At 61.7% G+C, this 24,606-nt stretch carries 23 protein-coding genes; 16 read left to right on the forward strand and 7 right to left on the reverse strand.

Annotated elements, in window-relative coordinates; genetic code table 11:
• Window positions 1–52 precede the first annotated feature (52 nt).
• From QKB66_RS08105 to ppk2, 5 genes are all read left to right on the forward strand, one after another.
• The gene (locus tag QKB66_RS08105; protein WP_414253066.1) at window positions 53–2,074 is read left to right on the forward strand and encodes an OPT family oligopeptide transporter; all 2,022 of its coding nucleotides are present in this window, start codon (window positions 53–55) and stop codon (window positions 2,072–2,074) included.
• Between the two features lie 292 nt (window positions 2,075–2,366).
• Complete coding sequence (gene groL, locus QKB66_RS08110; protein WP_061924773.1) at window positions 2,367–4,013, forward strand: chaperonin GroEL; 1,647 nt, start codon at window positions 2,367–2,369, stop codon at window positions 4,011–4,013.
• A 670-nt stretch (window positions 4,014–4,683) separates the two neighbouring features.
• On the forward strand, window positions 4,684–4,872 hold the full coding sequence (locus QKB66_RS08115; protein WP_248093071.1) for a hypothetical protein: 189 nt from the start codon (window positions 4,684–4,686) through the stop codon (window positions 4,870–4,872).
• Between the two features lie 72 nt (window positions 4,873–4,944).
• Entirely contained in the window at window positions 4,945–5,076 is a 132-nt protein-coding gene (locus QKB66_RS08120; RefSeq protein ID WP_282440130.1) for a hypothetical protein, read from the forward strand.
• A 154-nt stretch (window positions 5,077–5,230) separates the two neighbouring features.
• A complete protein-coding gene (gene ppk2 / locus QKB66_RS08125) occupies window positions 5,231–6,130 on the forward strand; it encodes a polyphosphate kinase 2 (protein WP_248093072.1) in 900 nt (299 codons plus the stop codon).
• Between the two features lie 216 nt (window positions 6,131–6,346).
• Here the strand turns inward: ppk2 and QKB66_RS08130 are convergent, their stop codons facing one another.
• The 5 genes from QKB66_RS08130 to QKB66_RS08150 all read right to left on the reverse strand — a co-directional run bounded on the left by QKB66_RS08130 (window position 6,347) and on the right by QKB66_RS08150 (window position 12,607).
• Window positions 6,347–10,297: a Pls/PosA family non-ribosomal peptide synthetase gene (locus QKB66_RS08130; protein WP_414253067.1), complete on the reverse strand. Its 3,951-nt coding sequence runs from the start codon at window positions 10,295–10,297 to the stop codon at window positions 6,347–6,349.
• The gene (locus QKB66_RS08135; protein WP_248093074.1) at window positions 10,298–10,750 is read right to left on the reverse strand and encodes a MarR family winged helix-turn-helix transcriptional regulator; all 453 of its coding nucleotides are present in this window, start codon (window positions 10,748–10,750) and stop codon (window positions 10,298–10,300) included.
• Between the two features lie 65 nt (window positions 10,751–10,815).
• Entirely contained in the window at window positions 10,816–11,118 is a 303-nt protein-coding gene (locus QKB66_RS08140; protein WP_061924755.1) for a rhodanese-like domain-containing protein, read from the reverse strand.
• 118 nt (window positions 11,119–11,236) lie between these two features.
• The gene (locus tag QKB66_RS08145; protein WP_248093075.1) at window positions 11,237–11,893 is read right to left on the reverse strand and encodes a response regulator; all 657 of its coding nucleotides are present in this window, start codon (window positions 11,891–11,893) and stop codon (window positions 11,237–11,239) included.
• A gap of 9 nt (window positions 11,894–11,902) precedes the next feature.
• A complete protein-coding gene (locus tag QKB66_RS08150; RefSeq protein ID WP_414253068.1) occupies window positions 11,903–12,607 on the reverse strand; it encodes a sensor histidine kinase in 705 nt (234 codons plus the stop codon).
• Window positions 12,608–12,717: 110 nt separating this feature from the next.
• On the opposite strand from QKB66_RS08150, the gene QKB66_RS08155 reads away from it, so the two are divergent.
• Both QKB66_RS08155 and QKB66_RS08160 read left to right on the forward strand, forming a co-directional pair.
• Window positions 12,718–13,419, forward strand: a complete 702-nt coding sequence (locus QKB66_RS08155; RefSeq protein WP_414253069.1) for an ABC transporter ATP-binding protein — start codon at window positions 12,718–12,720, stop codon at window positions 13,417–13,419.
• Entirely contained in the window at window positions 13,416–14,825 is a 1,410-nt protein-coding gene (locus tag QKB66_RS08160) for an FtsX-like permease family protein (RefSeq protein ID WP_414253070.1), read from the forward strand. Before QKB66_RS08155 ends, QKB66_RS08160 begins: the two co-directional genes overlap by 4 nt.
• Here QKB66_RS08160 and QKB66_RS08165 read toward each other — a convergent pair.
• Together QKB66_RS08165 and QKB66_RS08170 are read right to left on the reverse strand one after the other, a co-directional pair.
• The gene (locus QKB66_RS08165) at window positions 14,792–15,640 is read right to left on the reverse strand and encodes a hypothetical protein (protein ID WP_414253071.1); all 849 of its coding nucleotides are present in this window, start codon (window positions 15,638–15,640) and stop codon (window positions 14,792–14,794) included. The genes QKB66_RS08160 and QKB66_RS08165 overlap by 34 nt on opposite strands.
• A gap of 189 nt (window positions 15,641–15,829) precedes the next feature.
• The gene (locus tag QKB66_RS08170) at window positions 15,830–16,303 is read right to left on the reverse strand and encodes an inorganic diphosphatase (RefSeq protein ID WP_061924737.1); all 474 of its coding nucleotides are present in this window, start codon (window positions 16,301–16,303) and stop codon (window positions 15,830–15,832) included.
• A gap of 116 nt (window positions 16,304–16,419) precedes the next feature.
• Here QKB66_RS08170 and dacB point away from each other — a divergent pair, with 116 nt between their 5' ends.
• From dacB to QKB66_RS08215, 9 genes are read left to right on the forward strand one after another with little or no spacing between them, the layout of a single operon-like run.
• A complete protein-coding gene (gene dacB, locus QKB66_RS08175) occupies window positions 16,420–17,694 on the forward strand; it encodes a D-alanyl-D-alanine carboxypeptidase/D-alanyl-D-alanine-endopeptidase (RefSeq protein WP_414253072.1) in 1,275 nt (424 codons plus the stop codon).
• A complete protein-coding gene (gene tilS / locus QKB66_RS08180) occupies window positions 17,684–18,721 on the forward strand; it encodes a tRNA lysidine(34) synthetase TilS (RefSeq protein WP_414253073.1) in 1,038 nt (345 codons plus the stop codon). The genes dacB and tilS overlap by 11 nt, the downstream gene beginning before the upstream one ends.
• 12 nt (window positions 18,722–18,733) lie before the next feature.
• Window positions 18,734–19,321 (forward strand): hypoxanthine phosphoribosyltransferase, encoded by a 588-nt coding sequence (hpt, locus tag QKB66_RS08185; RefSeq protein ID WP_062043252.1) that lies wholly within the window; start codon window positions 18,734–18,736, stop codon window positions 19,319–19,321.
• Window positions 19,322–19,347: 26 nt separating this feature from the next.
• Window positions 19,348–21,771, forward strand: a complete 2,424-nt coding sequence (ftsH, locus tag QKB66_RS08190) for an ATP-dependent zinc metalloprotease FtsH (RefSeq protein WP_414253074.1) — start codon at window positions 19,348–19,350, stop codon at window positions 21,769–21,771.
• Entirely contained in the window at window positions 21,761–22,351 is a 591-nt protein-coding gene (gene folE / locus QKB66_RS08195) for a GTP cyclohydrolase I FolE (RefSeq protein WP_061924723.1), read from the forward strand. The genes ftsH and folE overlap by 11 nt, the downstream gene beginning before the upstream one ends.
• A gap of 2 nt (window positions 22,352–22,353) precedes the next feature.
• Window positions 22,354–23,289: a dihydropteroate synthase gene (gene folP / locus QKB66_RS08200; protein WP_414253075.1), complete on the forward strand. Its 936-nt coding sequence runs from the start codon at window positions 22,354–22,356 to the stop codon at window positions 23,287–23,289.
• Window positions 23,289–23,663, forward strand: coding sequence for a dihydroneopterin aldolase (folB, locus tag QKB66_RS08205; RefSeq protein ID WP_061924717.1), 375 nt, complete (start codon window positions 23,289–23,291; stop codon window positions 23,661–23,663). Before folP ends, folB begins: the two co-directional genes overlap by 1 nt.
• A gap of 2 nt (window positions 23,664–23,665) precedes the next feature.
• Window positions 23,666–24,133: a 2-amino-4-hydroxy-6-hydroxymethyldihydropteridine diphosphokinase gene (folK, locus tag QKB66_RS08210; RefSeq protein WP_311518529.1), complete on the forward strand. Its 468-nt coding sequence runs from the start codon at window positions 23,666–23,668 to the stop codon at window positions 24,131–24,133.
• Entirely contained in the window at window positions 24,130–24,594 is a 465-nt protein-coding gene (locus QKB66_RS08215; protein ID WP_061924713.1) for a DUF3180 domain-containing protein, read from the forward strand. The genes folK and QKB66_RS08215 overlap by 4 nt, the downstream gene beginning before the upstream one ends.
• Window positions 24,595–24,606: the final 12 nt, after the last annotated feature.

Consider the following 24,606-nt stretch of genomic DNA (forward strand, 5'->3'; position numbering starts at 1 on the left):
ATAATTAAATACACATACCTTCACATCGGTTTCTCGTTAGAAAGGTCTCGGCATGGCACACGACGCCGTCCAGGCTTCCCCCGCTTCTGCGTCCCACTTACCAGGGGCAACCGGCAATGATGCAAGTTCTTTGCGCGAGCTGACGCTGCGCGGCATCCTAATCGGCGGACTCATCACGTTGGTCTTTACCGCAGCCAACGTCTATCTCGGCCTCAAGGTCGGCCTGACCTTCGCCACCTCGATTCCGGCAGCCGTTATTTCTATGGCTGTGCTGCGCCGCTTTGCCGGGCACAATGTCAAAGAAAACAACATTGTGCAGACCATTGCTTCTGCGGCCGGCACTCTTTCTGCCATCATCTTCGTTCTGCCAGGCCTGGTCATGGTGGGCTACTGGAAGGGATTTAGCTTCTGGGAGACCGCAGCTGTCTGCGCCATCGGTGGCGTGCTCGGCGTGATGTACTCGATCCCGCTGCGCCGCGCGCTGATTACCGGCTCTGACCTGCCCTACCCGGAGGGCGTTGCCGCCGCTGAGGTTCTCAAGGTAGGCGATAGTAACGGTGCGTCGGAAGCCGCTGCGGAAGAAAACGCCCAGGGCTTGCGCGTCATCTTGGTTGGCGGCGTTATCTCCGCGGTGATGGCGCTGTTGGCTGCGATGAAGGCTGCAGCCTCCTCAGTCTCGACCTACTTCAAGCTGGGTTCTGGTGCCACCACCTTGGGTACTTCGCTGTCGCTGGCTCTCATCGGTGTGGGCCACCTCGTTGGCCCGGCCGTCGGCTTTGCCATGCTCATCGGCGTCATCATTTCCTATTTCTTCCTGCTGCCGATGCACACTGCGGGCGACGTCTCTGGCCTAGACGCCACTGCGCTGGCTGATACCGTCGATTCCGTTTTCTCCGGCGAGATCCGCTTCATCGGTGTTGGTGCCATGGCCATCGCCGCGATCTGGACGCTGATCAAGATCACCGGCCCGATCATCAAGGGCATTTCTGAGTCTCTGGCTTCCTCCCGCAAACGCAAGGAAGGCCACACCGTCGACGTCTCCGAGCGCGACATCCCGTTCCCGTACGTGCTTGGCACCATCGTCATCTTGATGGTTCCGATTGCGCTACTGCTGTGGGACTTCGTACGCGGCACGGATATCCACGAGCACATGGGCGTGCTGATTACAGTCTCGGTGCTGTTTACCTTGCTGGTTGGCCTCATCGTCGCTTCCGTGTGCGGCTACATGGCCGGCCTGATTGGTGCGTCTAACTCGCCGATTTCTTCCGTTGGCATCATCGCCGTGCTGTCTGCCTCGCTGCTGATTGCTGCAGTCACGCGCGGCAGCAGCGCGGACCCGCTTTCGCTGGTGGCTTATACCCTCTTCACCGCGGCGATCGTCTTCGGTATCGCCACGATTTCGAATGACAACCTGCAGGACCTGAAGACCGGTCAGCTCGTTGGCGCGACACCGTGGAAGCAGCAGGTTGCGCTAATTATTGGCGTCCTCTTCGGCTCCGTTGTCATTCCACCGATTCTGCAGATCATGCTCGACGGCTTCGGCTTCCAAGGCATGGAAGGCGCGGGCGAGGATGCTCTCGCCGCCCCGCAAGCTGCGCTGATGTCTTCGGTGGCATCGGGCATTTTCGATAACTCCCTGGATTGGAGCCTTATCTTCACCGGTGCCGTCATCGGCGCGGTTCTTATTGTTATTGATGAGGTTCTGCGTAAGACCACCAAGAAGTTCTCCCTGTCCCCGCTGGCCGTGGGCATGGGCATGTATCTTCCGGCCGCGCTGACCATCATCATCCCGATTGGCGCAATCCTGGGTTACTTCTACGACAAGTGGGCGGCAAGGCAGGCTAATCCGGACTTCTCCAAGCGCATGGGTACCTTGCTGGCAACCGGCCTCATCGTTGGTGAGTCTCTGTTCGGCGTGGTCAATGCCGCCATCATCGCGGCAGCCGGTGGCGAGTCCCCGCTGGAGATCTTCGAAGGTGGCACCTCCGCCAACGTCTTCGGCCTCATCCTGTTCATCGCAGTCCTGGGCTTTATTTACCGTTGGACCGCCAAGAAGGTGAAGAAGGCCGAGTAGAACCGCGAAAACGCGAAGAACCCAGGAGCCTCCGCAAACTCCGCAACTTAATTTCTGACACGAACCCCCTCTGGAACGCTCACAGCGAACGTACTGGAGGGCGTTCGTGTCTTTCCTTGCACTCGTAGTGGTCGAGTGCCAGAATGGTCGCTAGCACTCCCACCGGGTAAGTGCCAGAAAATCTCATCTATGTGGTTGAGGCTGGTTAACACTCACCAGCCGTGCCGTCGCGGGCGTCCGTATAGATACAGACGTGAGTGTCGTCCTAAACAAATCAAGGAGCACAAACACAATGGCAAAGCTTATTGCTTTCGATGAAGAGGCACGTCGCGGCCTTGAGCGTGGTCTGAACACGCTGGCCGACGCAGTAAAGGTCACCCTCGGCCCAAAGGGCCGTAACGTCGTCCTGGAGAAGTCCTGGGGCGCTCCGACCATCACCAACGATGGCGTCTCCATCGCTCGCGAGATCGAGCTGGAAGATCCTTATGAGAAGATCGGCGCTGAGCTGGTTAAGGAAGTAGCAAAGAAGACTGACGATGTTGCCGGTGACGGCACCACCACCGCTACTGTTCTGGCACAGGCGCTCGTACGCGAGGGTCTGCGCAACGTTGCAGCAGGCTCCAACCCGATGGGCATCAAGCGCGGCATCGAGACCGCTACCAAGGCAGTCGTTGACTCCCTGCTTTCTTCCGCTAAGGAGATTGAGACCCAGGAAGAGATCGCTACCACCGCTGGTATCTCCGCCGCTGACCCGGCAATCGGCGCCAAGATCGCTGAGGCTATGTACACCGTGGGTAACGGCTCCGTGAACAAGGACTCCGTTATCACCGTTGAAGAGTCCAACACCTTCGGCGTGGACCTCGAGGTAACCGAGGGTATGCGCTTCGACAAGGGTTACATCTCCGGCTACTTTGCAACCGACATGGAGCGCCAGGAAGCAGTCCTCGAGGATCCGTACATCCTGCTGGTTTCTTCCAAGATCTCTAACATCAAGGACCTCGTTCCGCTGCTGGAGAAGGTCATGCAGACCGGCAAGCCGCTGCTGATCATCGCCGAGGACGTTGAGGGCGAAGCACTGTCCACCCTCGTCGTGAACAAGATCCGTGGCACCTTCAAGTCCGTTGCTGTTAAGGCTCCGGGCTTCGGCGACCGCCGCAAGGCTACCCTGCAGGATATGGCTATCCTGACCGGCGGCCAGGTCATCTCCGAAGAGGTTGGCCTTTCCCTCGAGACCGCGGAGATTGAGTACCTCGGCCAGGCACGCAAGGTTGTTGTCACCAAGGATGACACCACCATCGTCCAGGGTGCTGGCAACCAGGAGCAGATCGACGGCCGCATCAAGCAGATCCGCGCTGAGATTGAAAACTCCGATTCTGATTACGACCGTGAGAAGCTGCAGGAACGCCTGGCCAAGCTGGCCGGCGGCGTTGCTGTCCTGAAGGTCGGCGCTGCAACTGAGGTAGAGCTCAAGGAGCGCAAGCACCGCATTGAGGACGCAGTCCGCAACGCAAAGGCTGCCGTTGAAGAGGGCATCGTTGCCGGCGGTGGCGTCGCCCTCCTGCAGGCTGCTTCCGCTCTGGATGCGCTGAATGACTTGACCGGTGACGAAGCAACCGGCGTCAAGATCGTTCGTGAGGCACTGTCTGCACCGCTGAAGCAGATTGCTCACAACGCTGGCCTGGAGCCGGGCGTTGTTGCTGACAAGGTTGCATCCCTGCCAGCAGGCGAGGGCCTGAACGCAGCTACCGGCGAGTACGTTGACCTGATGTCCGCTGGTATTAATGACCCAGTCAAGGTCACCCGCTCCGCACTGCAGAACGCTGCTTCCATCGCAGCGCTGTTCCTGACCACTGAGGCTGTCGTTGCTGACAAGCCGCAGCCTGCTGGTGCAGGCGCTGGCATGCCTGACGCTGACGCTATGGGCGGCATGGGCTTCTAATAGCGCCAAACCTCCAAAGGCGTCCATGTAGCTCCGTGCGAGCTAGATGCTGCCGATTTAAGGCGCCCTACGTGAGATAAAGAACGTCTCTCGTAGGGCGCTTTCGCGTGTCGCTACACGGAAAAGATGAAAAGTGCGCTTCCAAACCTCAGCTTTCACATTGAATAACAATTTTCACAGCCAGTGGCCCCTTTTTTAGGCTGAATGGCGGCTGATTGGTTGTGCCTTCGCCTCTATTTGACTGCCTGGAACTCGGGGAGGACGCGAAAACGGCCAATCTGAGGCCTTTGGTACACCCCCACATTAGGGCAATTTTGAAAACGATTTCCCGCTGAATTTCTGAATTTTGGACAGTGTTCATCGGAGCGTTTCTGATGTTTGTTACACACTTTTTCCAAAGAGCTTGATCATTTCTGTTCACCGTCAGAAAACTCGCTGGTAGTAGGCGTATCAATTAATTTTTGGGTAAGAAATGACTTAGAGGATACTGTGTGTAAAGTGACGGCTGGGAACTATGGGGAGCTTTCCCGAGGCTTAAAAACTTAAGAGTTTCGGATTGATTTTTGAGCGCTGTGTGACAAAATAGTTACTTGTGACGCCCACAGAGGGTGTCTGCAAATCCGCAATACCCTCGGGTGTAAATACTCGAAACCTATTCAAGGAGTTCAATATGGACCTCTCCCTCATTCAGACCCACCTCGACAACTTCGTAGACACCTGGGAAGGCTGGGGCAAGATCCTGGGCAACGTTGGTTCCTTCTTCCAGAACACCATCTTGGCCTTCGACTTCCTGTCCTCCGAGCCTGAGGCAGCTGATTTCTTCCCAGGTACCTCTTCCCTGATTGCTGAGAACAAGTAAATCATTTACTTCTCATCGGGGCCTTTTAGGTTCTGATCTTCAATCTTCAAATACTAGTCCTAAGGAGATAAAATGGACGGCTTCATTAACTTCGCAATCGGTTCTTCCGAGTTTGCAAACGACCTGAACATCTACGCAACCCTGATCGATCCGCTCGTCAAGATTGCTAAGGGCGCTTCCCAGCTGATCGGCATGTTCGTCTAAGAACATCCATCGCGTAAGCGATTTTCTAAGAGCCTCACCTTCTAGGTGGGGCTCTTTTGCTATGTCTGGGCGGGGGAGGATTTAGGGGTAAATCGGTGGAGTTGCAGTGTAATTTAACGCGCCGAATAGTTGGGTGACCGGTAAACTTTTGAGTATGGCTGAAATTAAAGACGACGAACTTCCTGAGATTGACCTTGCTAAGACCGACGGCTACGTCGTCGACGATGCTGACGAGGACGACCCGGCCCTCATCATGCCGGATGGTTCGCCAATTGAAACCTGGCGAGAGAACTACCCTTACGAAGAGCGCATGTCGCGCGATGAGTATGAGAGCATCAAGCGTGCGCTCCAAATCGAGCTGCTGAAGTGGCAGAACTGGACCAAAGAAACCGGCCAGCGCCACATTATCCTTTTTGAAGGTCGAGATGCAGCCGGCAAGGGTGGTACCATCAAGCGCTTCAACGAGCACCTGAACCCGCGTGGTGCGCGCACCGTCGCACTGGAAAAGCCCTCCCCGCGTGAGTCCACCTCCTGGTACTTCCAGCGCTACATTCAGCACTTCCCGGCAGGCGGCGAAATCGTCTTCTTCGACCGCTCCTGGTACAACCGCTCCGGCGTCGAGCGCGTCATGGGCTTTTGCACTGAGTCCCAGCACGCAGAGTTCCTGCGCGAGGTGCCAATGCTCGAGAACATGATTCTTGGTTCCGGTATTTCCCTAACCAAGCTGTGGTTCTCCGTTACTCGTAAGGAGCAGCGCACCCGCTTCGCTATTCGTCAGATTGACCCAGTGCGTCAGTGGAAGCTTTCCCCGATGGACCTGGCGTCCCTCGACAAGTGGGACGACTATACCCGCGCGAAGGAGGAGCAGTTCCGCTACACGGATACTGAAGAGTCGCCGTGGATTACCATCAAGTCCAACGACAAGAAGCGCGCCCGCATCAACGCTATGCGCTACGTGCTCTCCAAGTTTGAGTACACCAACAAGGACCATGAACTGGTCGGCGAGCCGGATCCGCTCATCGTTATGCGCGGCCGTGACCAGATTGGTGACTAACGTTTGTTTCGCCGTGAGGGTCTAGGTTGGCTCTAACGTCGAAAGGCTGGATGCACGATGCATCCAGCCTTTTGCTTTGCGCCCTATCGCCCTAAGCGCCAAACCGTGGGCCTACGATGGTTAAATCTTCCCACGATTTGGCATCTAGGCAGGCACGCCGTCGAGAAAATGCCGCCGCAGTCTATTCCGCAGAGGAAAATCGGCGGCAGGCCGGGCCTAGCCCCACGGCTCAATTGGATTGCCCTGCCATACGGAGTTGGCGGGCACGCGGTCGCCGCGCATGACGAGCGAGCCGGGGCCGACGGTGCCGGCGTCGCCAAGCAGCGATGCTGGCAGTGCGACCGAGTGGGCAGCAAGGGTCGCACCGTCTTCGATGGTGACGGTATCCAAGCTCATCACGCGGTCCTGGAAGAGGTGGGTCTGCACCACGGTGCCGGGGCCCACGGAAGCGCCCTTGCCCACGTAACAGAGGTCCGTCTCCGGGAACCAGTAGGAATCGATCCAGGCGCCCGCGCCGATCTTTACGCCCAGCGCGCGCAGTCCGAGATTGATCTCCCCAGCGCCCAGCGTGTGCTGGAAGAACCACGGCGCAGCGACGGCCTCAACGAAGGTGTCCTGCAGCTCGTTGAGCCACACGAACGCGGACCACAGTGGGTGGTCGGCCGCGCGGTGCTTGCCCACGCAGATCCACTTCACGGCCACGGTGATAGCCATGCTGACCGCGCCAATTACCATAAGCAGCAGGCCAGAGACAGCCCAGGCAAGGCCCACGCCGTAGGTATTCACAAGCACGTACATGGTGGCTAACGTTGCTGCCAACAGCATCGCCGAGGTCATCGGCGCGAGCAGGCGCATGGTCTCAATGAGACCGCGGGCCGCCTTCACCCCGAAGCCAGGGTTATAGGTCAGGGACTCGCCCTGCACGCCCTCAACGCTGGCCTCCACGCGGCGCATGCGCTCCGGCGGCGAACCCCACCAGTTCGAGCCTGCCTTGGACTTCTTTGGCGTCGAGGAGAGCACCGCAACCAGCGAGTTCTTACCCAGCTTGCGGCCCGGGCCCGTGATGCCGGAGTTGCCCACGAAGGAGCGCTTGCCCACCTTGGTTTCGCCCGTGAGCATCCAGCCTCCGCCCAGCTCGTAGCCGCCGATCATCGTGTCGTCGGCCAGGAAGGCGCCGTCCTTGATGTCCGTCAGCTTCGGAATCATCACTGCTGTGGAAATCTCCACGTCTTTGCCGATCTTCGCGCCCAGCGAGCGCAGCCACGTCGGGGTTAGCTGTGAGGCGTAGAGCGGGAAGAGCGTCGTGCGGGCTTCGTCCATGAGGCGCTCAACGGACCACAGGCGCCAGCCAGCCGCAGAGCGCACCGGTGAGACACCGGGCTTGAGGCCGATGGACAGAATCCGCACGCCCAGCCAGGTCTGCGCCATGAAGCAGGCGAATGCCGCCAGTGCGCCTAGCGGCGCGAAGAAAATCGAGCCGATGAAGTCGTTGCCCGCGGTCATGCTAAGGCCTGCGACAACGACGGCCGCGCCCACAGCGAGAGCTACCACCGGCTGGATTGCCAGCAGGATCGACGTTGCGCCGTAGAACGCAACCCACCACGGGCGGCGCTTCGGCGGCTCGGTGGGGAAGCGGTGCTTGGAGCGGCCTACCTTCTTGGCGGGCGAACCGGACCAGCGCTGACCGTCCTTGATCTTTTTTCGAGCCGTGACCGTGGAGCCGGCCTCCACGTGGGCGTACTTGCCCACATTGGTGCCCGGTAGCAGGGTAGATCGCGCACCAACGCGCGCGCCTTCGCCAACGTTGATGGCGCCAACGTGCAGTACGTCGCCGTCGAGCCAGTAGCCAGAAAGGTCCACTTCCGGCTCGATAGCCGCGTGGTCGCCCAACTTGAGTAGACCCGTCACCGGAGGTAGAGAGTGCAGGTCCACGCCGCGGCCAATCTTCACGCCGAGTAGGCGCGCGTAGTTGTTCACCCACGTCGCGCCCGCAATCGAGCGCGAGCCCGAGGCATCAGCCCAGCGCTCCGCGGCCCAAATACGCAGGTGCGCCGAGCCTCCGCGCGGGTAGTCGCCCGGCTTGATTCCCGCAGTGATAAGGCGCGCGCCGATGCCGCCTATTGGGATGCGGCCAATCGGAGTCGCAAAGAGCACCACCATGACGGCAACCAGCCACCACGGGGTAGTCAGCGCCCAATCTACACCGAGCGCGTGCGCCACATTCGAGCCAAGTAGCAGCCAGGTCAGCCACGAAGTCGCAGCCAAGGTCATCACTGGAATCTGGATGAGCGTCTGCGCCACGCGCGTGCCCATGCCCACCTTGCGCACCGTGCGTTTGGGCGCAGCCGAAGGCCGCTCCTCGACGCCGCCGATGTGCTCGGCCAGCGAGCCCAGGCGCGGGTGGTCGTAGAGGTCACGCACCGCCACGGTGGGGTAGCGCTCACGGATGCGGCCTACCAACGTCGCCGCGGCCAGCGAGGTGCCGCCCAGGGAGAAGAAGTCCGCGTTCTCATCCGAGACAGAAACGCCCAGCGTCTCCACCCACAGCTGTGCCAGCCACTGCTCGGTCTGGGTAAGGCCCGCGGCCTCTACACCAACGCCTGGAAGTGGCCACGGCAGGGCCTTCTTATCCACCTTGCCCGAGGTGCGCACCGGCAGCTCTTCCATCACGCAGATGCGAGGGACGAGTGCAGCCGGCATGGTCTCGGCCAGACGCTCGTGCGCGGCTTTTTCGTCAAAGCCCTTCGCCTCATCCTCCAAGGAAACGTAGCCCACCAGCACGGACTCGCCGCCCGGCGTCTTCTGCACTGCCACCGCGGAGTTATAGACGTTCGGCAGGGCCGCCACGTTGGCTTCAACCTCGCCGAGCTCGATGCGCCGGCCGCCAATCTTGACCTGGTCATCGATACGACCCACGAAATACAGGCCGTCTTCCTCCAGACGGACGTGGTCGCCCGTGCGGTACGCGCGCTCCCACGCCATCGAGTCCAGCGGCGCGTACTTTTCCGCATCCTTTGCTGGATCCAGGTAGCGCGCCAAGCCGACGCCGCCGATAACCAGCTCGCCGACCTCGCCCACGTTCACCGGGAAGCCTTGCTTATCCACGACCACCAAGTCCCAGCCGTTCAAAGGCAAGCCGATGGAAACTGGCTGGCCCGGCACCATGCGCTGGGCACAAGCGACGACCGTCGCCTCCGTCGGGCCGTACGTATTCCACATCTCACGCTCGTCTGTTGCCAGGCGGTCTACCAGCTCCTGCGAGCAGGCCTCGCCGCCGACGATGAGCAGTCGGATATTGTCCAGCGCCTCCGCCGGCCACAGGCCCGCCAAGGTCGGCACCGTGGAAACAACCGTGATGTCGCGGCGGATGAGCCACGGGCCTAAGTCCATGCCGGAGCGCACCAAAGAGCGCGGCGCCGGCACCAGACAGGCACCGTGGCCCCAGGCCAGCCACATCTCCTCACAAGAAGCGTCGAATGCCACCGACAGCCCGGCTAGCACACGGTCGTCGGGGCCCAGCGGGCCTTGTGGGTGATCGACCAAAAACAGCGCCGCCTCGGCATCCACGAAAGCGGCCGCGGAGCGGTGGGTGACGGCCACGCCCTTCGGCTTGCCCGTGGAACCGGAGGTAAAGATGATCCACGCGGTGTCGTCCGGCGTCGGTGCACCCTGGTGGGCGTCCTTTCCTACGCGCTCGGCAGGGCGTAGCGAGCGGAAACCCTCATCCGTAAACAGGCCATCGATGTCGGCCTCGCCAAAGACCATCTCGGCGCGCTCGTCGGGGTCGTCCGCGTCGACCGGCACATAGGCCGCGCCCGCAGCCAAGGTGGCCAGAATCGCGAGATAAAGCTCTCGCTTGCCGGAGGTCATGCGGATGCCGATGCGGTCGCCGCGGCAGACGCCGTTGGCCTGCAGCTCGGCGGCCCATGCCTGGACATCGGTGATGAGCTCTGAGTAGGTGAGCACCTCGCCGTCGTCAAGCGCGGCGGCGTCCGGGTTTAGCTCTGCAGTGGTTTGCACGATGTCCCACAGTGTGCGCTCGCGCGGCGCGCGATCCCGCAACAGGTATTGCTCCGGAACATGCACGATGCCCGCGCCGGGCTGCCGGGAATCTAAAAGGTCTTCGGGCAGCGCGTGGCGCCCGGTATTAGCGTCCTCTTCCACCATTTAAGCATCACCCTCGCTTGAAGACATGATGGCGCGTGCCAGCTTGCGCAGGTGCTTGAGCTGCTTGGAGGTGGACTCGTCGAGGGCTTCGTCCTCGGCTGCGGCGACGAGCTCCGCAAGCTCCTTGTGGGCCTTCACGCCTTTCTTGGTGGAAGCCACGATCTGACGGCGGCGGTCCTTGGGGTCGCGCTCGCGCTTGGCCCAGTTGCGCTCCTCCAGGGAATCGATGAGGCGCACCATGTCGGAGGCGTCGATCGCGAGGGTCTCGGAGAGCGCGGACTGGGAAGCAACGTCACCATCGACGAGGCAGGTAAGTACCCAGTACTCGCGGATGGTGGTCTGCCGAGTGCTGAGCGCTTGCTCGACGCCGTCGCGGGTGCGGCGGCGGAGGCGCTCCAGCTGGAAGGAAGGAGATTCTAAAAGTGCGTTGGGGATTGAAATTGTGCTAGCCATGCAAACCAGACTAGACGGCCTAACTTAAGAATCCTAAATTATGGGTCTTTCCCCACTAGTTGGTGTTACTTGTCGTCGTAGATCGTGGGCATGCCTTGTGCAATCCACGCATCGGTGCCGCCCAGGACGTTGAAGACATCCCAGCCGCGGGATTGCTCGATGTACTGGCCAACCTGGAAGCTGCGGCCGCCAGCGTGGCAGATCAAATAGATATCGCGGTCGACGTCGATTTCATCGAGACGCCCCACGATTTCACTCATCGGAATATGAGTAGCGCCCTTGGCGTGCTCTACCTCCCACTCGTGGGTTTCGCGGACGTCGATGAGCTGTGCGCCTTCTGGTACCTGGTTTGGTTCAACGTTTTGCATAGGCCCCAGCCTACCGGTGTGGCGAGCTGGGGGATTCTAATGCGCAATTTGCCAAATAGTGCCCTTGAAAGTGCAGCTTTCGCAGCCTTAGATGGCAAAATGTGCCTTAAAGGGAGAGCTAGCGGTTTGCGGAGAGATACTCCAGGATGGCCTTCACGCGGCGGTTGTCCTCGCTGGGATCCAAACGTAGCTTCAAAAAGATGTTGGACACGTGCTTGGCCACGGCGGCCCCCGAAAGCACGAGTTCGGTGGCAATTTCCTTGTTAGATTGCCCGCGCGACATCAGCTCCAGGACCTCGCGCTCGCGGGGACTCAGCTCGCCTAGGCCGCTGCGGCCTGACTGCATCAACGCGCGCGCCACGGTGGGGTCGATGACGGTGCCGCCCTGCGCAACCACGTCCAGGCTGGACAGGAAGTCCGCCACCTCAGAGACGCGATCTTTGAGCAGGTAGCCCGTGCCCGCGGTGGTGTTTTCAAAAAGCTCCACCGCATACGCTGGCGCCACGTACTGGGAAAGCACCATCACCGCCAGCTCTGGGTAGCGGCGCCGTAAGGCCACGCCCGCCTTTAGCCCGTCATCGGACATCCCGGGCGGCATGCGCACGTCCGTGATAACGATGTCGGGAAGCTCATCTAGCGAGTCCACCAGAGCGGTTAACTCCGGCGCATCCGCCGCCTGGCCCACCACGTGGTGGCCGCGCCGCTCCAAAAGTCCGGCCACGCCTTCTCGCAACAGCGCGGAATCATCCGCGACAACAATCTTTAGACCGCTCATAACCGCCACCTACTCCGCCAGCCCGCTGCTGCCGCGTTCAAGCAGCAGGGGAATCTCGCAATTGATCTTCGTCGGCCCGCCTTCTGGCGAGTGGACCTGCATCCTGCCGCCGAATGCCGCTAGCCTTTCTGCCATTCCCGCGAGTCCGTGACCTGGTATTACCCGTGCCCCGCCGGGGCCTTCGTCCACGACGGAGATATGCAGCGAGGCATCCGAAGTAATAAGCACGCTCACCGGTGCGCCGGGCGCGTGCTTTGCGGCATTAGTCAGTGCTTCGGTGCCGAAGAAATATCCCGCGGCGAGCACGCTGGGGGAAAGTTGCGGCAGCGGGTGCGGGGCGAAGATGGAGATGTGAGAGCCGTAAGAAGAAGCGACGTCGGAAAGCGCGGCGACCAAGCCGTGGTCCTGCAGTACCTGGGGGTGAATGCCATGGACGGTAGCGCGCAGGCTGTTCAAACCGGCATCCAGATCGCGCTTGGCCTCCCGAATCAGCGCCAGGACCGGATCCTCAGCGTCTAACTCGGCCTCGCCTAACTTGATACTGGCGGCCACCAAGTATTGCTGCGCGCCATCGTGTAAATCGCGTTCGATGCGGGCGCGCTCGACCTCGTAAGCATCGGCGATGGCGCGCCTGGAGGCGGTCAGCTCAGCGATGATCGCAGCCTGGCGTTGCTCATGGCTGGGCTGGGACTTAGTTTTGCGATTGCGAAACACGGTTTCCAGCTTAGCTAGGGTGGAATTTAGCGAGGGTAGTGCCAGCACTACCTGAAAATGCAGTGCCTAGGCCATGGTGGGCAGGTGCCGGAAAAGGTGAAATGAGGACTATGACACAGACACTCTCATTACATGACATCACCAAGGATTACGGCGGGGCGCCCGTGCTCGCTGGAATCTCTCTTAACATTCAACCCGGCGAACTCGTCGCCGTCATGGGCCCCTCCGGATCCGGCAAGTCCACTTTGTTGCACTGCATGTCCGGCGTTCTGCGCCCGAGCGACGGCACGGTTTCCTTCGGCGAAACGCAGCTTTCCGCGCTGGGCGATTCCGCCCGCTCGCGGCTGCGCCTTGAAAACTTTGGCTTTGTATTTCAGGACGGGCAGCTGCTGCCAGAACTGAGCAACATGGACAACGTGGCGCTGCCGGCCTTATTGTGCGGCGCGCGGCGTTCGGTGGCGCGTAAGAAGGCGATGCGCCTGCTGGACCAGCTTGGGTTGGGCGAGCTCGCTGAACGACGCCCCGCCGAAGTCTCCGGCGGCCAAGCCCAGCGCGTGGCGATTGCGCGTGCGCTGGCGGCAAACCCGGCCATCGTGTTCGCGGATGAGCCTACCGGTGCGCTCGACCAGTCCACCGGGCACGAGGTTATGCAGCTGCTGACCACCGTGGTGCGCCAATCCGGCGCCAGCATGGTCATGGTCACCCACGACCCAAAGGTGGCGGATTGGATGGAACGCCGCGTAGAGATCCGCGATGGCATCATCCACGACGACCGGCGCCTCAACGTTGAAGCTAGGGGAGGGCAACGATGAAAACCGCGACTCTAGTTAGGGACCTGCACCGCGAATCGATCCGCGCCCGCTCCGGCACCGGCGTGGTGAGCGTCGTGGCGATTGCCAGTTTGACCATTGGCTCGGCCATCGCTTTCCTGGTGGCCGGCGGTACCTGGATGTTTTGGGAGCGGGCGCACCATATCGAAGACGTCGCGCCGGAGTTGATGGAGCTTTACAACGATTACGAGGGCTTCCTCTATTTCTGGTTTGACCTTGCCCTCTTCGCATGCGTCTTCCTGATTCCAGCGCTGTTCAGCCTGACCTCGCAGGCGGCTATCCTGGGCGCTTCGGGACGCGAGAAGCGCCTGGCCACCCTGCGCCTTATCGGTCTAAGCTCACGCCAGGTCACCCGCATGACAGTTCTCGAGACCGGCTTCCAAGCCCTCATTGGTGTCTTCTTGGGTTGGCTCTTCAGCCTGCTGGTGGCTCCCCTGTTCACTCACCTTTCTTTCCAGGAGCGCCAAGTCCAGCTAGAAGAACTGCACCTGCCGTGGTGGGGCTATCTCACCGTGTCGGCGACTATTGTGCTGCTTGCGTTGGCCGCCGCGTTCGTCGGTATGCAACGCGTGCGAGTGAGTCCGCTGGGCGTCGCCAGGCGCCAGATGCCACCGGCGCTGAAGCGCTGGCGCCTTATCCTCTTCATCATTGTGGTGGTGGTTGGCGTCATTCTCCTTAAGGGATTCAGCTTCTCTTCTGCTCAGGGCGCCATTATTGGCTTGTTGAGCATGCTTTTTCTCATCGTGATGAGCCTCAACTTCGTGGCTCCCTACGTGTTGCAGGTGGGCGCGCAGATCATGGCTAATTTCCCGGGCACTGCGCATCTCGTGGCCTGCCAGCGTATCGCCACCAACTCGAAGGCCACCGGGCGACGCGTCATGACCATGGCTTTCTTCGGCTTCCTTGCTGGCTACCTGGTGGGAGCACCGCTTGGCGACGACGGCCTTACCCTCTCCATGCGCGAAGAAGAACACTACCTTACTGTCTTCACTGATATCTCGACCGGAGCGCTTCTGACTTTGGTCTTTGGCTTCGTGCTAACGGGTATATCTATCTTCCTCGGACAAGCCTCCGCGGCCTTTGAGGACGCCAACCTGGGGCGCTCTTTGAGCCTGATGGGCGTGCGGCGCAGCTTTCTTTCTGGGGTTTCGCTGCTCGAGGTCCTAGCTCCAGTCGTAGTGGTGAGCCTGCTGGGCTTTATGGTGGGCGCGCCGCTGGCATTCATCATGCTCGCAAGCAGCGACCCGGGCATGGACGTCGACTTTACCTCCCGCATCCTGATGGCGTTGTCCTTCCTAGGCGCCGGCTGGATCGTCACCTTGGTTGCCGTCGTTGCGGTGGAGCCGCTGCGCACCTACGCGCTGCGTTCAGGCGGACGCCGCGAGTAAGTGCCCTCTCGCTCGTGGCTCCAGAGAAGGTGCCAGTCCCACGGCGGGCGAAGATAGCTCTTCTTGCCGTGGGCAATGGCAAGCACTTGCTGCACCACTTTGTCGCAGTGGTGCTTGATGGTCGTGGCCGTGTAGTGGAGAGGAATCCAGCCGCGATGCGCGGCGTCGTTAAGCTTTTGGCGATCTAGTTCGAAACGCTGTCTAGTCTCGCCGCTGTGATAGGCATAGCCGTCCACTTCGATGGCGATGCGATGCTTATCCAAGAGGATGTCCCAGCGGTAGGGGCCAATCATTGCGTTGTTGCGGACCTCAAAGTGCAGCTCGAGGGCGCGGGTGAGCTGGCGCTCGGGCACCGAATCCGTGCCGAGGATCGCCCGCTCCAACACGCGCCGGGTGTGCTGCGGAAAGCGCTTAAAGTCCAGCTCCCAGAGCTTGAGCCGCTCCCGTGCATGCTTGCCGGGTAGCAGATGCTCGAGGAAATCCACTGCGTGGTCTTCCGTCATTATTTCGAGGGCTTGGAGCGGATTGCACACGTTGACTTCGTCGTAGGGGAATACGCCCTTGGGCTGTGCGCGCCGGCTTTTGAAGAAGGTGCTCTCGGGTAGCCGGTTGGCGCGGATTAGCTGCAGCGGGAAGTTGAGGGGACGGTCCAGGTGTTTGGCGGCGGCGGAGTAGCCGTCGAGCGCGCTATCCGGCCAACGCCGGGTGAGGATCTCCGCGAGTTGGTGCGGGCTTGGCTCCGCGGAGAGGTAGAGCCCGTGGCAGATCTTGAGCCCGCCGCGGCGTGAGGCATTTCTGCCCGTGTAAATTTCCATCGCGTCCCCCCTCGATGGTGCTTCTAGGCCTTCGCGTTGTTCCCCCGAAAACGCGAAAGGTACATTTTGCCAAATAGTGGGCGAAAACCCGCGGGTTTCAAGCCCTTGCTTGGCAAAATGTACCTCAGAAGTGCGAAGCTGTCGCGCCAGGGGGCGCCAAGGGGCGCCAGAGGCGCTCGGCCCAAAGCCTTACTTGTGGCGAGCGATAGCCTCTTCGAGGATCTTCTCCGCCTCAGCCTTGTCGCCCCAGCCAGAGCCGGTAACTTCCTTGTTCGGCTCCAAGTCCTTGTAGTGGACGAAGAAGTGCTCGATCTCGTCCTTGATGGAATCCTCAACATCGTTGATGTCCTGGTAGCGCTCCCAGCGAGGATCATCGATGACGCAAAGCAGCTTGTCGTCGCCGCCGGCCTCGTCGGTCATCTTGAAGACGCCGAGGACGCGAGCCTCAACAACAACGCCCGGGAAAACTGGCTCCGGCAGGATAACGAGAGCGTCGAGCGGGTCACCGTCCTCACCCAGGGTGTGGTCGATGAAACCGTAATCAGCCGGGTATGCCATCGGGGTGAACAGGTAGCGGTCGAGGTGAACCTTGCCGGTCTCGTGGTCAACCTCGTACTTGTTGCGGGAGCCCTTTGGGATCTCGATGGTTACTTCAACGCTCACTGCGTATTCCTCCATACAAATTGTGGGTACTGGGGGATTGCGGCCGAGAATATTCGGCATCATCAATCGCTGCCAATAGTCTACCGTGCCGCATTATCGCGCTAGGGTGAAAGGCGATGAAAGCGAAGCATATGTGGTGGACGGGCACGGCCGTGGTGATGGCCGCTGCCATTGCAGGCACGGCTGCACTTGGGGTAAACATCCAGAGCGCCTACAACAATTTGGACCACGGGTCCCCGTATTCCCAGCCCACGCCGGCGACACCTTTGCAGGTTGCTCAGCCCGGCGAGGTGGATTTAGAAGCGCTGAAGGCCCGCCTTGATTCCCAGGCTAAGGACCCCGCGTTGGCGACGTTCGGCGCGCAGGTCATCGACACCACCAGCGATGAGGTGGTGTGGGAGCGCGACGCCCAGCGCCCGCTGACGCCGGCATCTTCCACCAAGGTGTTAACCCTTGCCGCAGCCACGTTGGCGCTCGGCGAGGACGAACGGATCACCACGCAGGTCCTGCAAGGCGAGGAGGAAGGCACGGTTGTGCTGCGCGCGGCTGGCGACGTCTGGATGACCTCCGCACAGCTCGATGACCTTGCCGCCCAGGTGGGAAACGCTAAGCGCGTGGTGCTGGATACTTCCGCATGGGCAGGCCCGCAACAGGCGCCGGGTTGGGACCCCGAGAATGTCGACGAGGGCTTCGTGGCGCCTATGCAGCCCGCGATGCTTTACGGCGGCCGCCTCGGCGCCACGACTGGCGACGTCCCACGTAGCCACACCCCGGCCACGGATCTTGCGCATGCACTGGCAAAACGCTTAGGCACCGACAAGGTCGAGGAGGGCGATGCCCCGCAGGCCGGCGTCGTGCTCGGTGAGGTGCACTCCGCGCCGCTGGCCGAACGCGCGCAGGAAGCCGCGAAGCATTCCGACAACGTCATGACCGAGGCCATTGCCCGCGAGCTGGCCACGGCCCGTGGAAAGGAAGCCAGCTTCCAAGGTGCTACCGAGGCCACCCGCGAGGTGCTCGAAGAAAACGACATCGACTTAAACGGTGTGAATATTAAGGACAACTCCGGGCTGTCCACTGAGAACCGCATCCCGGCGGCAGTGCTGACGCGCATCATGGACATCGCCGCTACAAACGACGCCCTGCGCCCCCTGCTGGGTTATCTTCCGCTGGCCGGTGGCGAGGGAACCTTGTACGAACGCTACGGCGATTCGCCTGCCCGCGGCTATGTTCGCGCCAAGACTGGCACGCTGACCGGCGTCTCGGCGCTGGCTGGTACCGCACAGGGCGAGTCCGGTCACGTCTATGCTTTTGCCTTTTTGGTCAACGACGGTGACATCTTGGCCGCCCGCAAGGCCCAAGACGCGCTGGCCGGCGTGCTGCATGAGTTCTAAATACGCGGCAAAGCCCTTCTGGCCGCGAGTTTCGCCAAACTTTCTGGCCTGCCGCCGCGCGGTGGTGGAGTGGGCGCAGGAGGCAAAGCCGCAAGAGAGCATCGCCGTGGGGCTCTCCGGCGGCGCTGATTCTCTGGCGCTGACTGCGGCCTTGGTGGCCGAGGGCTTCGAGGTACAAGCCCTGTGCGTCGATCATGGCCTGCAGCCAGGTTCTACCGAGCAAGCCGGGAAGGCCGCCGGCCAAGCAGAAAGCTTGGGCGCGCGGGCAGAAGTGCTGAAGGTGGAGGTTGCAGATCGAGGTTCCCTGGAGGCCGCCGCGAGACTAGCGCGCTACCAGGCTTTCGCCGGTGCGACGCGGCTGCCCGTGGCCGTGGCGCATACCGCCGACGACCAGGCCGAGACCCTGCTGCTTGGCGCGCTGCGCGGCAAGGTCGCCGGCATGCTGCCTGCCGCCGAGATTGAGGGCGTGCGCGTGGTGCGCCCCCTGTTGCAGGTCCGCCGCGCGCAGACGCTTGCCGCTTGCGAAGAGCTGGGCCTTGAGGTTTGGCATGACCCGCAAAACCGCGATACCTCCTTCCGCCGCGTGGCGCTGCGCCGCGAGATCATCCCGCAGCTTTCCCAGCTGATTGGGGGAGACGCCGTGCCCGCACTCGCCCAGGCGGCGGGGGATGCCGCGCTTGACGACGCGGCGTTGAGTAAGGCGGCGTTAGACAACGCGGCGTTAAGTAACGCCGCGTTAGGCTCTGGCGGATTTAATATCGCGGAACCGGGAAGCGAAGTCCTCGACGCCGCGGAGTTGGCAGCTCTTAGCGAACCGGTGCGACGGCGTGTCCTGGCTGCGTGGCTGCATGAGCAGGGGGCGGAAGTAACCCGTGAGGTGCTGCGCGGCGTCGGCAAGCTGTGCACCAACTGGCACGGACAGGGAGGCGTGGCCGTGGCGCCGAGCCTGAAAGAGCAAAAAAACATGGGGCAGAGGTTGGAAGTAAGAAGGGTTGGTGGCAAACTGGCACTATTGCCCGGTCACTAAAGGAGCGCAAGCGTGCACGACAAAAAAGATTTCAACGTCCCAGCAAATGCTTACGGCAAAGACGTCGAAGCCGTCCTCATCGGCGAGGAAGAGCTGCAAGCACGAATCCAGGAAATGGCGGATAACGTAGCCGCTAAATATAAGGACGCAGAGGAAGAAATCATCCTCGTTTGCGTGCTCAAGGGAGCCGTTTTCTTCATGACGGACTTCGCGCGCAAGCTGTCTATTCCTTCCCAGATGGAGTTCATGGCGGTTTCTTCATACGGCAACGCCACCTCCTCTTCCGGCGTGGTCCGCATCTTGAAGGACCTTGACCGCAACATCGAGGGCCGCGACGTTCTCATCGTTGAGGACATCATCGACTCTGGCCTCACCCTGTCCTGGCTGATCCGTAACCTCAAGGGCCGCAACCCGCGCTCCCTCGAGGTGGTCACCTTGCTGCGTAAGCCGGAGGTCATTCGTGCCGAGATCGATCTGTTCGATGTTGGATTCGACATCCCGAACGAGTTCGTCATCGGCTACGGTCTCGACTACGCGGAGCGTTACCGCGACCTGCCTTACGTCGGCACCTTGCATCCAGACGTCTACACCAACAAATAGGGATTACTAGGTACAAATAGGTACTAATGAAAAACAAGAAACTCCTTCGCTACGGCGGAATCGCAGCGCTTGTACTCGTAGCGCTTTATGCATTCACCTTCTTTACCAACGATGCACGCAACTACGTCCAGGTGGAGACATCCGTAGCGGTCAAGCAGCTGACGGACAAAAACGTCGCTGAGGCGCAAATCGACGACCGCGAACAGCAGCTGCGCCTCAAGCTCAAAAAGCCAGTGACGGTGGAAGAGCGCGAGGGCGTCGAAGAAATCATCGCCAAGTACCCGGCCCGCGCCGGCGAACAGATCTTTAACTCTGTTAAGGACTCCGGCGCGGAGAAGTACCAGACCAAGGTCACCCAGGAATCTTTCCTGGGCTCGATGGTCAGCTTCCTGTTGCCGATGATCATCCTGTTCGCGTTCCTGTTCTGGTTCATGTCCCGCATGCAGCAAAACGGCGGCGGGATGTTCGGTATCGGCGGCTCCAAGGCCAAGGAGCTGACCAAGGACATGCCCACCAACACGTTCGAGGACGTGGCTGGTGCCGATGAAGCAGTGGACGAGCTGCAGGAAATCAAGGATTTCTTGGACGAGCCCGAGCGCTACCATGCCCTCGGCGCGAAGATTCCGCGCGGCGTGTTGCTCTACGGCCCTCCCGGCACAGGTAAGACGCTGCTGGCCCGCGCCGTTGCGGGCGAGGCGGGAGTTCCTTTCTTCTCCATCTCCGGCTCGGACTTCGTGGAGATGTTCGTCGGCGTGGGTGCTTCCCGCGTGCGCGACCTGTTTAAGCAGGCGAAGGAAAACAGCCCGTGCATCATCTTCGTCGACGAGATTGACGCCGTGGGCCGCCAGCGTGGCTCCGGCACCGGCGGCGGACATGACGAGCGCGAGCAGACCCTGAACCAGCTGCTGGTGGAAATGGACGGCTTCGGCGACCGCGAGGGCGTCATCCTCATCGCGGCCACCAACCGCCCAGACATCCTGGATCCGGCGCTGCTGCGCCCGGGCCGCTTTGACCGCCAGATCCCGGTCACGAACCCGGACCTGGCCGGCCGCGAGCAAATCCTGCGCGTGCATGCGAAGGATAAGCCGCTGGCCAAGGAAGTCGACGTCACCCAGCTGGCCAAGCGTACCGCCGGTATGTCGGGTGCGGACCTGGCTAACGTCCTGAACGAGGCAGCACTTTTGACCGCCCGCATCGGCGGCAATGTGATTACTTATGACGCCCTCGAGGAGGCCACCGACCGCGTCGTCGGCGGCCCGCGCCGCCAGGGCAAGATCATCTCCGAGCACGAGAAGAAGGTCACCGCGTACCACGAGGGCGGCCACACCCTGGCTGCCTGGGCGCTGAAGGACATTGAGCGCGTATACAAGGTCACCATTTTGGCCCGTGGCCGCACGGGTGGCCACGCGATGACCTCCCAGGAAGATGACAAGGGCATGTACACCCGCGACGAGCTTTTCTCTCGCTTGGTCTTTGCCATGGGTGGCCGTGCTGCCGAAGAGCTCGTATTTGGCGCGCCGACAACCGGCGCCTCCTCTGATATTGAAAACGCCACCAAGATCGCTCGTTCCATGCTGACCGAGTACGGCTTCTCCCCGGACCTTGGCACCGTGAAATACGGCAAGGAGCAGGGCGACCCATTCGGCTACGGCATGGGCGGCGGCTCCATCGAATACTCCGAAGACGTGGCTACCCGCATCGACGAGCAGATGCGCTACCTGTTGGATCGCGCGCATCAGCAGGCCTACGACATCTTGGCGGAGCACCGCGACTACCTGGATAAGCTCGCGGAGATGCTGCTGGACAAGGAGACCCTGCGTCGCCCCGACCTGGAGGGCATCTTCGAGGGCATCGAGCCACGTGCGGCTTTCGACGTCTTCCCGAACGAGGACGATCGCTTCCCGCGCCAGGCTGACCGTGAGCCAGTCAAGACTCCAGCCGAGTTGGCCAAGGAACGCGGCGAGGAGCTGCCACCGCGCATGACTTTGGTTGAGGCTTCCCGTGCGGCACGCGAGCGTCGCCTAGCAGGCCAGGGCCCACAGCCCACCGGCGAGATTGGCTTCAACTTTGGCCAGCACGCGGGCGACAAGGTCGATAGCGAGAAGAACACTTTCTTCGCACCAGAAGAAAAACAAGCCGAGAAGCAGGCCCAGCCGGTAGCACGCCCGGTGTCGGGCCAGCCAGTGGAGCCGGCACAACCGGCACAACCGGCACAACCGGCACAGCCAGCACAGCCTGCTCCGGCTCCCGAGACTCCCGCTGGCCAGGCCCCGAGCGACCGCCCGACCACTGAAATTCCCCGCGTCGGCGGCCGCCATGCCAAGCCGCAGCCTGACCGCGACCAGTGGTCCAGCTTCGGCGAGAACCAGCGTGCCAATAACCCGTACAACGCGCCTCGCTCTGGCAACCAGGGCCAGGCCAGCCCCTACAAGGATTCAGATGAGCAATAACATTCCCGCCAAGGGCGAATTTGATCAGGCCCGCGCGGAGGCAGCGATCCGCGAGTTGCTCATCGCAGTAGGGGAGGACCCCGACCGCGAGGGCCTGCAGGAGACGCCAGCCCGCGTCGCGCGCGCTTACAAGGAAGTCTTCGCCGGCCTGCACGCGGACCCAACCGAGGTCCTGCACAAGACCTTCGCTGAGGAGCACCAAGAACTGGTCTTGGTGCGCGATATCCCGATTTACTCCACCTGCGAGCACCACCTGGTGCCTTTCTACGGCGTGGCGCACATCGGCTATATCCCGGGCCCAGACGGCCAGGTCACCGGCCTGTCCAAGCTGGCCCGCCTGGCCGATATGTACGCCAAGCGTCCGCAAGTCCAGGAGCGTCTGACCTCCCAGGTTGCAGATGCCCTGGTGGAGGTCCTCCACGCGCAATCTGTCATCGTGGTCATTGAATGCGAGCACCTGTGCATGGCTATGCGCGGCATCCGCAAGCCTGGCGCTACCACCACGACCTCGGCCGTCCGCGGCGGTTTCAAGTCCAATGCCGCTTCCCGCGCTGAGGTAATGAGCCTTATTAGGAGCTAGAAATGACTGTCAGTGACTTGACCGTCCCGGGCCGCACGCTGGTCATGGGAATCGTGAACGTCACCGAGGATTCTTTTTCTGACGGCGGGCGGTGGCTCAACATCGACGCCGCGATTGAGCACGCCCGCGAATTGGTCGCGGCCGGTGCAGACATCATCGATGTCGGCGGCGAATCCACCCGCCCCGGCGCAGTCCGCGTGGATGCGAAGGACGAGGAAAACCGCGTGGTTCCGGTCATCCGCGCGCTGCACGAGGAGGGCATTAAGGCCTCCGTGGATACGATGCGTGCGTCGGTGGCGGCGGCGTCGGCAAGCGCGGGCGTGGACCTCATCAACGATGTCTCCGGCGGGCTAGCGGACCCTAACATGCTGGCCGTGATGGCCGATAGCGCGCTGCCCGTGTGTCTGATGCACTGGCGCACCGTGCAGTTCGGCTCCGCCGCCGGCAGTGCGGACCATGGCGGCGATGTCGTACGCGACGTGCACGAACGCCTTGCGCAGCTGAGCGACGCCGCCCTTGCAGCAGGCGTGCGCGCCGACAACATCGTCCTGGATCCGGGCCTGGGCTTTGCCAAGACTCCGCAGGATAACTGGGCGTTATTGAAGGCACTGCCGAGCTTCCTTGAGGGCGAGTTTCCGATTCTCGTGGGCGCTTCCCGCAAGCGCTTCCTCGCCGCCATCCGTGAGGACCGCGGCGCGGAAGCCTCACCCGTGCTCGCCGATCCCGCCACCGCCGCTGTCACCGCAATCTCCGCGCAAATGGGCGCGTGGGGCGTGCGCGTGCACGAGGTCGGCGTCTCCCGCGATGCCGTCGACGTCGCCGCCGCGTGGAACGCTGGCTTGGCCTATTCTGGCGGCGTAAACGCCACCCGCAGCTACACCAACGGCGCTGCGTCCGAGGTTGCGTCCGGGGCTGTGTCTAAGGAAGGAAACCGCTAATGGCAGACCGCATCGAACTGACCGGCCTGGAGTGCTTTGGCTACCACGGTGTCTTCGAGGAAGAAAAGCGGGAGGGCCAGCCCTTCCTGGTGGACATCACCTGCTGGACTGAGTTCCCAACCACCGATGACCTTGCGAACACCGTAAGCTACGCCGAGCTTGCCGACGTCGCGGCGGACATCGTCGAGGGCCCGTCGCGCGATCTCATCGAGACGGTGGCCAACGAGGTGGCCGATACCGTGATGCAGCGTTATGACCTGCTGCATGCGGTCGAGGTGACCATTCATAAGCCGAAGGCACCGATTCCGCGCACCTTCGCCGACGTCGCCGTCGTGGCGCGTCGCTCGCGAAAGAGCATGCGAGGAGGCAAGTGACGATGCGCGCGGTACTTTCGATTGGCTCCAACATGGATGACCGCCGCGCATTGCTGCAGACGGTCTTCGACGAGTTCGCCGCGGAAACCGTGGCGGCCTCGCCCATTTATTCCACCCCGCCGTGGGGTGTTACGGACCAGGACGAGTTCCTTAACGCGGTGCTCATCGTGGACGTAGAGGAGAGCCCATTGGAGTTGCTGCGCCGCGGCCAGGCCCTTGAGCAGGCCGCCGAGCGCGTTCGCGTGCGCCATTGGGGTCCGCGCACCCTGGACGTGGACATCGTGCAGGTAGAAGGTGTGACCTCTAGCGATCCGGAACTGACGCTTCCGCATCCTTATGCCCACGAGCGCGCCTTCGTGCTGGTGCCGTGGCTGGCTGCGGACCCAGATGCGCGGCTTGGCGATACCCCGGTTGCAGACCTCATCGCTGCGCTCGACCCGGCCGAGGTAGAGCAGGTGAAGCTGGTATGAAGCGGACGTCGATAGGCTGGCTTGTCGGAGTAGGGCTATTCGTTGCCGCTGCGGCTGCGATTTTGACCTCCCGCTTTTATGGCTCCATGCTGGCCATCCCGGCGACTGTTTCCATTTCCCTGTGGGCCGTGACGGCCGTGTGTGTCTTTTTGACGTGGAAGGTGCGCCAAGCCAAGAGCAAAGAACACGGTATTGGTCTAGATAACTCGCAGCTCAATCCCATGACCATCGCGCAGTTTCTGCTCGTGGGCAAAGCCTCGGCGTGGACCGGCGCCATCGTCGGTGGCGGCTACTTGGGCATGTTGGTCTATGTGCTTCCTCATGCGAATGAGCTGGTGGCCGCCGCTAGTGACCTTACGGGCGTGCTGACTTCCGCCCTCGGCGGCATCGCCATGGCAGTGGCTGGCGTGGTTTTGGAACGCCACTGCGAGGTGCCGCCCGACGCGCTGGGGCAGACTTAGTGGGCTAATTAA

The organism is Corynebacterium sp. c25Ua_89, assembly GCF_047459735.1.
Taxonomy (GTDB): domain Bacteria; phylum Actinomycetota; class Actinomycetes; order Mycobacteriales; family Mycobacteriaceae; genus Corynebacterium; species Corynebacterium simulans.

Excerpts from the sequence above, each read along its gene's own strand:
- ftsH (WP_414253074.1), top strand. The coding sequence starts at position 19,348 with ATGAAAAACAAGAAACTCCTTCGCTACGGCGGAATCGCAGCGCTTGTA.
- QKB66_RS08215 (WP_061924713.1), top strand. The coding sequence starts at position 24,130 with ATGAAGCGGACGTCGATAGGCTGGCTTGTCGGAGTAGGGCTATTCGTT.
- QKB66_RS08105 (WP_414253066.1), top strand. The coding sequence starts at position 53 with ATGGCACACGACGCCGTCCAGGCTTCCCCCGCTTCTGCGTCCCACTTA.
- tilS (WP_414253073.1), top strand. The coding sequence starts at position 17,684 with ATGAGTTCTAAATACGCGGCAAAGCCCTTCTGGCCGCGAGTTTCGCCA.
- QKB66_RS08165 (WP_414253071.1), bottom strand. The coding sequence starts at position 15,640 with ATGGAAATTTACACGGGCAGAAATGCCTCACGCCGCGGCGGGCTCAAG.
- QKB66_RS08135 (WP_248093074.1), bottom strand. The coding sequence starts at position 10,750 with ATGGCTAGCACAATTTCAATCCCCAACGCACTTTTAGAATCTCCTTCC.
- QKB66_RS08155 (WP_414253069.1), top strand. The coding sequence starts at position 12,718 with ATGACACAGACACTCTCATTACATGACATCACCAAGGATTACGGCGGG.
- QKB66_RS08160 (WP_414253070.1), top strand. The coding sequence starts at position 13,416 with ATGAAAACCGCGACTCTAGTTAGGGACCTGCACCGCGAATCGATCCGC.
- folK (WP_311518529.1), top strand. The coding sequence starts at position 23,666 with ATGCGCGCGGTACTTTCGATTGGCTCCAACATGGATGACCGCCGCGCA.
- folE (WP_061924723.1), top strand. The coding sequence starts at position 21,761 with ATGAGCAATAACATTCCCGCCAAGGGCGAATTTGATCAGGCCCGCGCG.
- dacB (WP_414253072.1), top strand. The coding sequence starts at position 16,420 with ATGAAAGCGAAGCATATGTGGTGGACGGGCACGGCCGTGGTGATGGCC.
- QKB66_RS08115 (WP_248093071.1), top strand. The coding sequence starts at position 4,684 with ATGGACCTCTCCCTCATTCAGACCCACCTCGACAACTTCGTAGACACC.
- groL (WP_061924773.1), top strand. The coding sequence starts at position 2,367 with ATGGCAAAGCTTATTGCTTTCGATGAAGAGGCACGTCGCGGCCTTGAG.
- QKB66_RS08145 (WP_248093075.1), bottom strand. The coding sequence starts at position 11,893 with ATGAGCGGTCTAAAGATTGTTGTCGCGGATGATTCCGCGCTGTTGCGA.
- folB (WP_061924717.1), top strand. The coding sequence starts at position 23,289 with ATGGCAGACCGCATCGAACTGACCGGCCTGGAGTGCTTTGGCTACCAC.
- QKB66_RS08130 (WP_414253067.1), bottom strand. The coding sequence starts at position 10,297 with ATGGTGGAAGAGGACGCTAATACCGGGCGCCACGCGCTGCCCGAAGAC.
- folP (WP_414253075.1), top strand. The coding sequence starts at position 22,354 with ATGACTGTCAGTGACTTGACCGTCCCGGGCCGCACGCTGGTCATGGGA.
- QKB66_RS08120 (WP_282440130.1), top strand. The coding sequence starts at position 4,945 with ATGGACGGCTTCATTAACTTCGCAATCGGTTCTTCCGAGTTTGCAAAC.
- ppk2 (WP_248093072.1), top strand. The coding sequence starts at position 5,231 with ATGGCTGAAATTAAAGACGACGAACTTCCTGAGATTGACCTTGCTAAG.
- QKB66_RS08140 (WP_061924755.1), bottom strand. The coding sequence starts at position 11,118 with ATGCAAAACGTTGAACCAAACCAGGTACCAGAAGGCGCACAGCTCATC.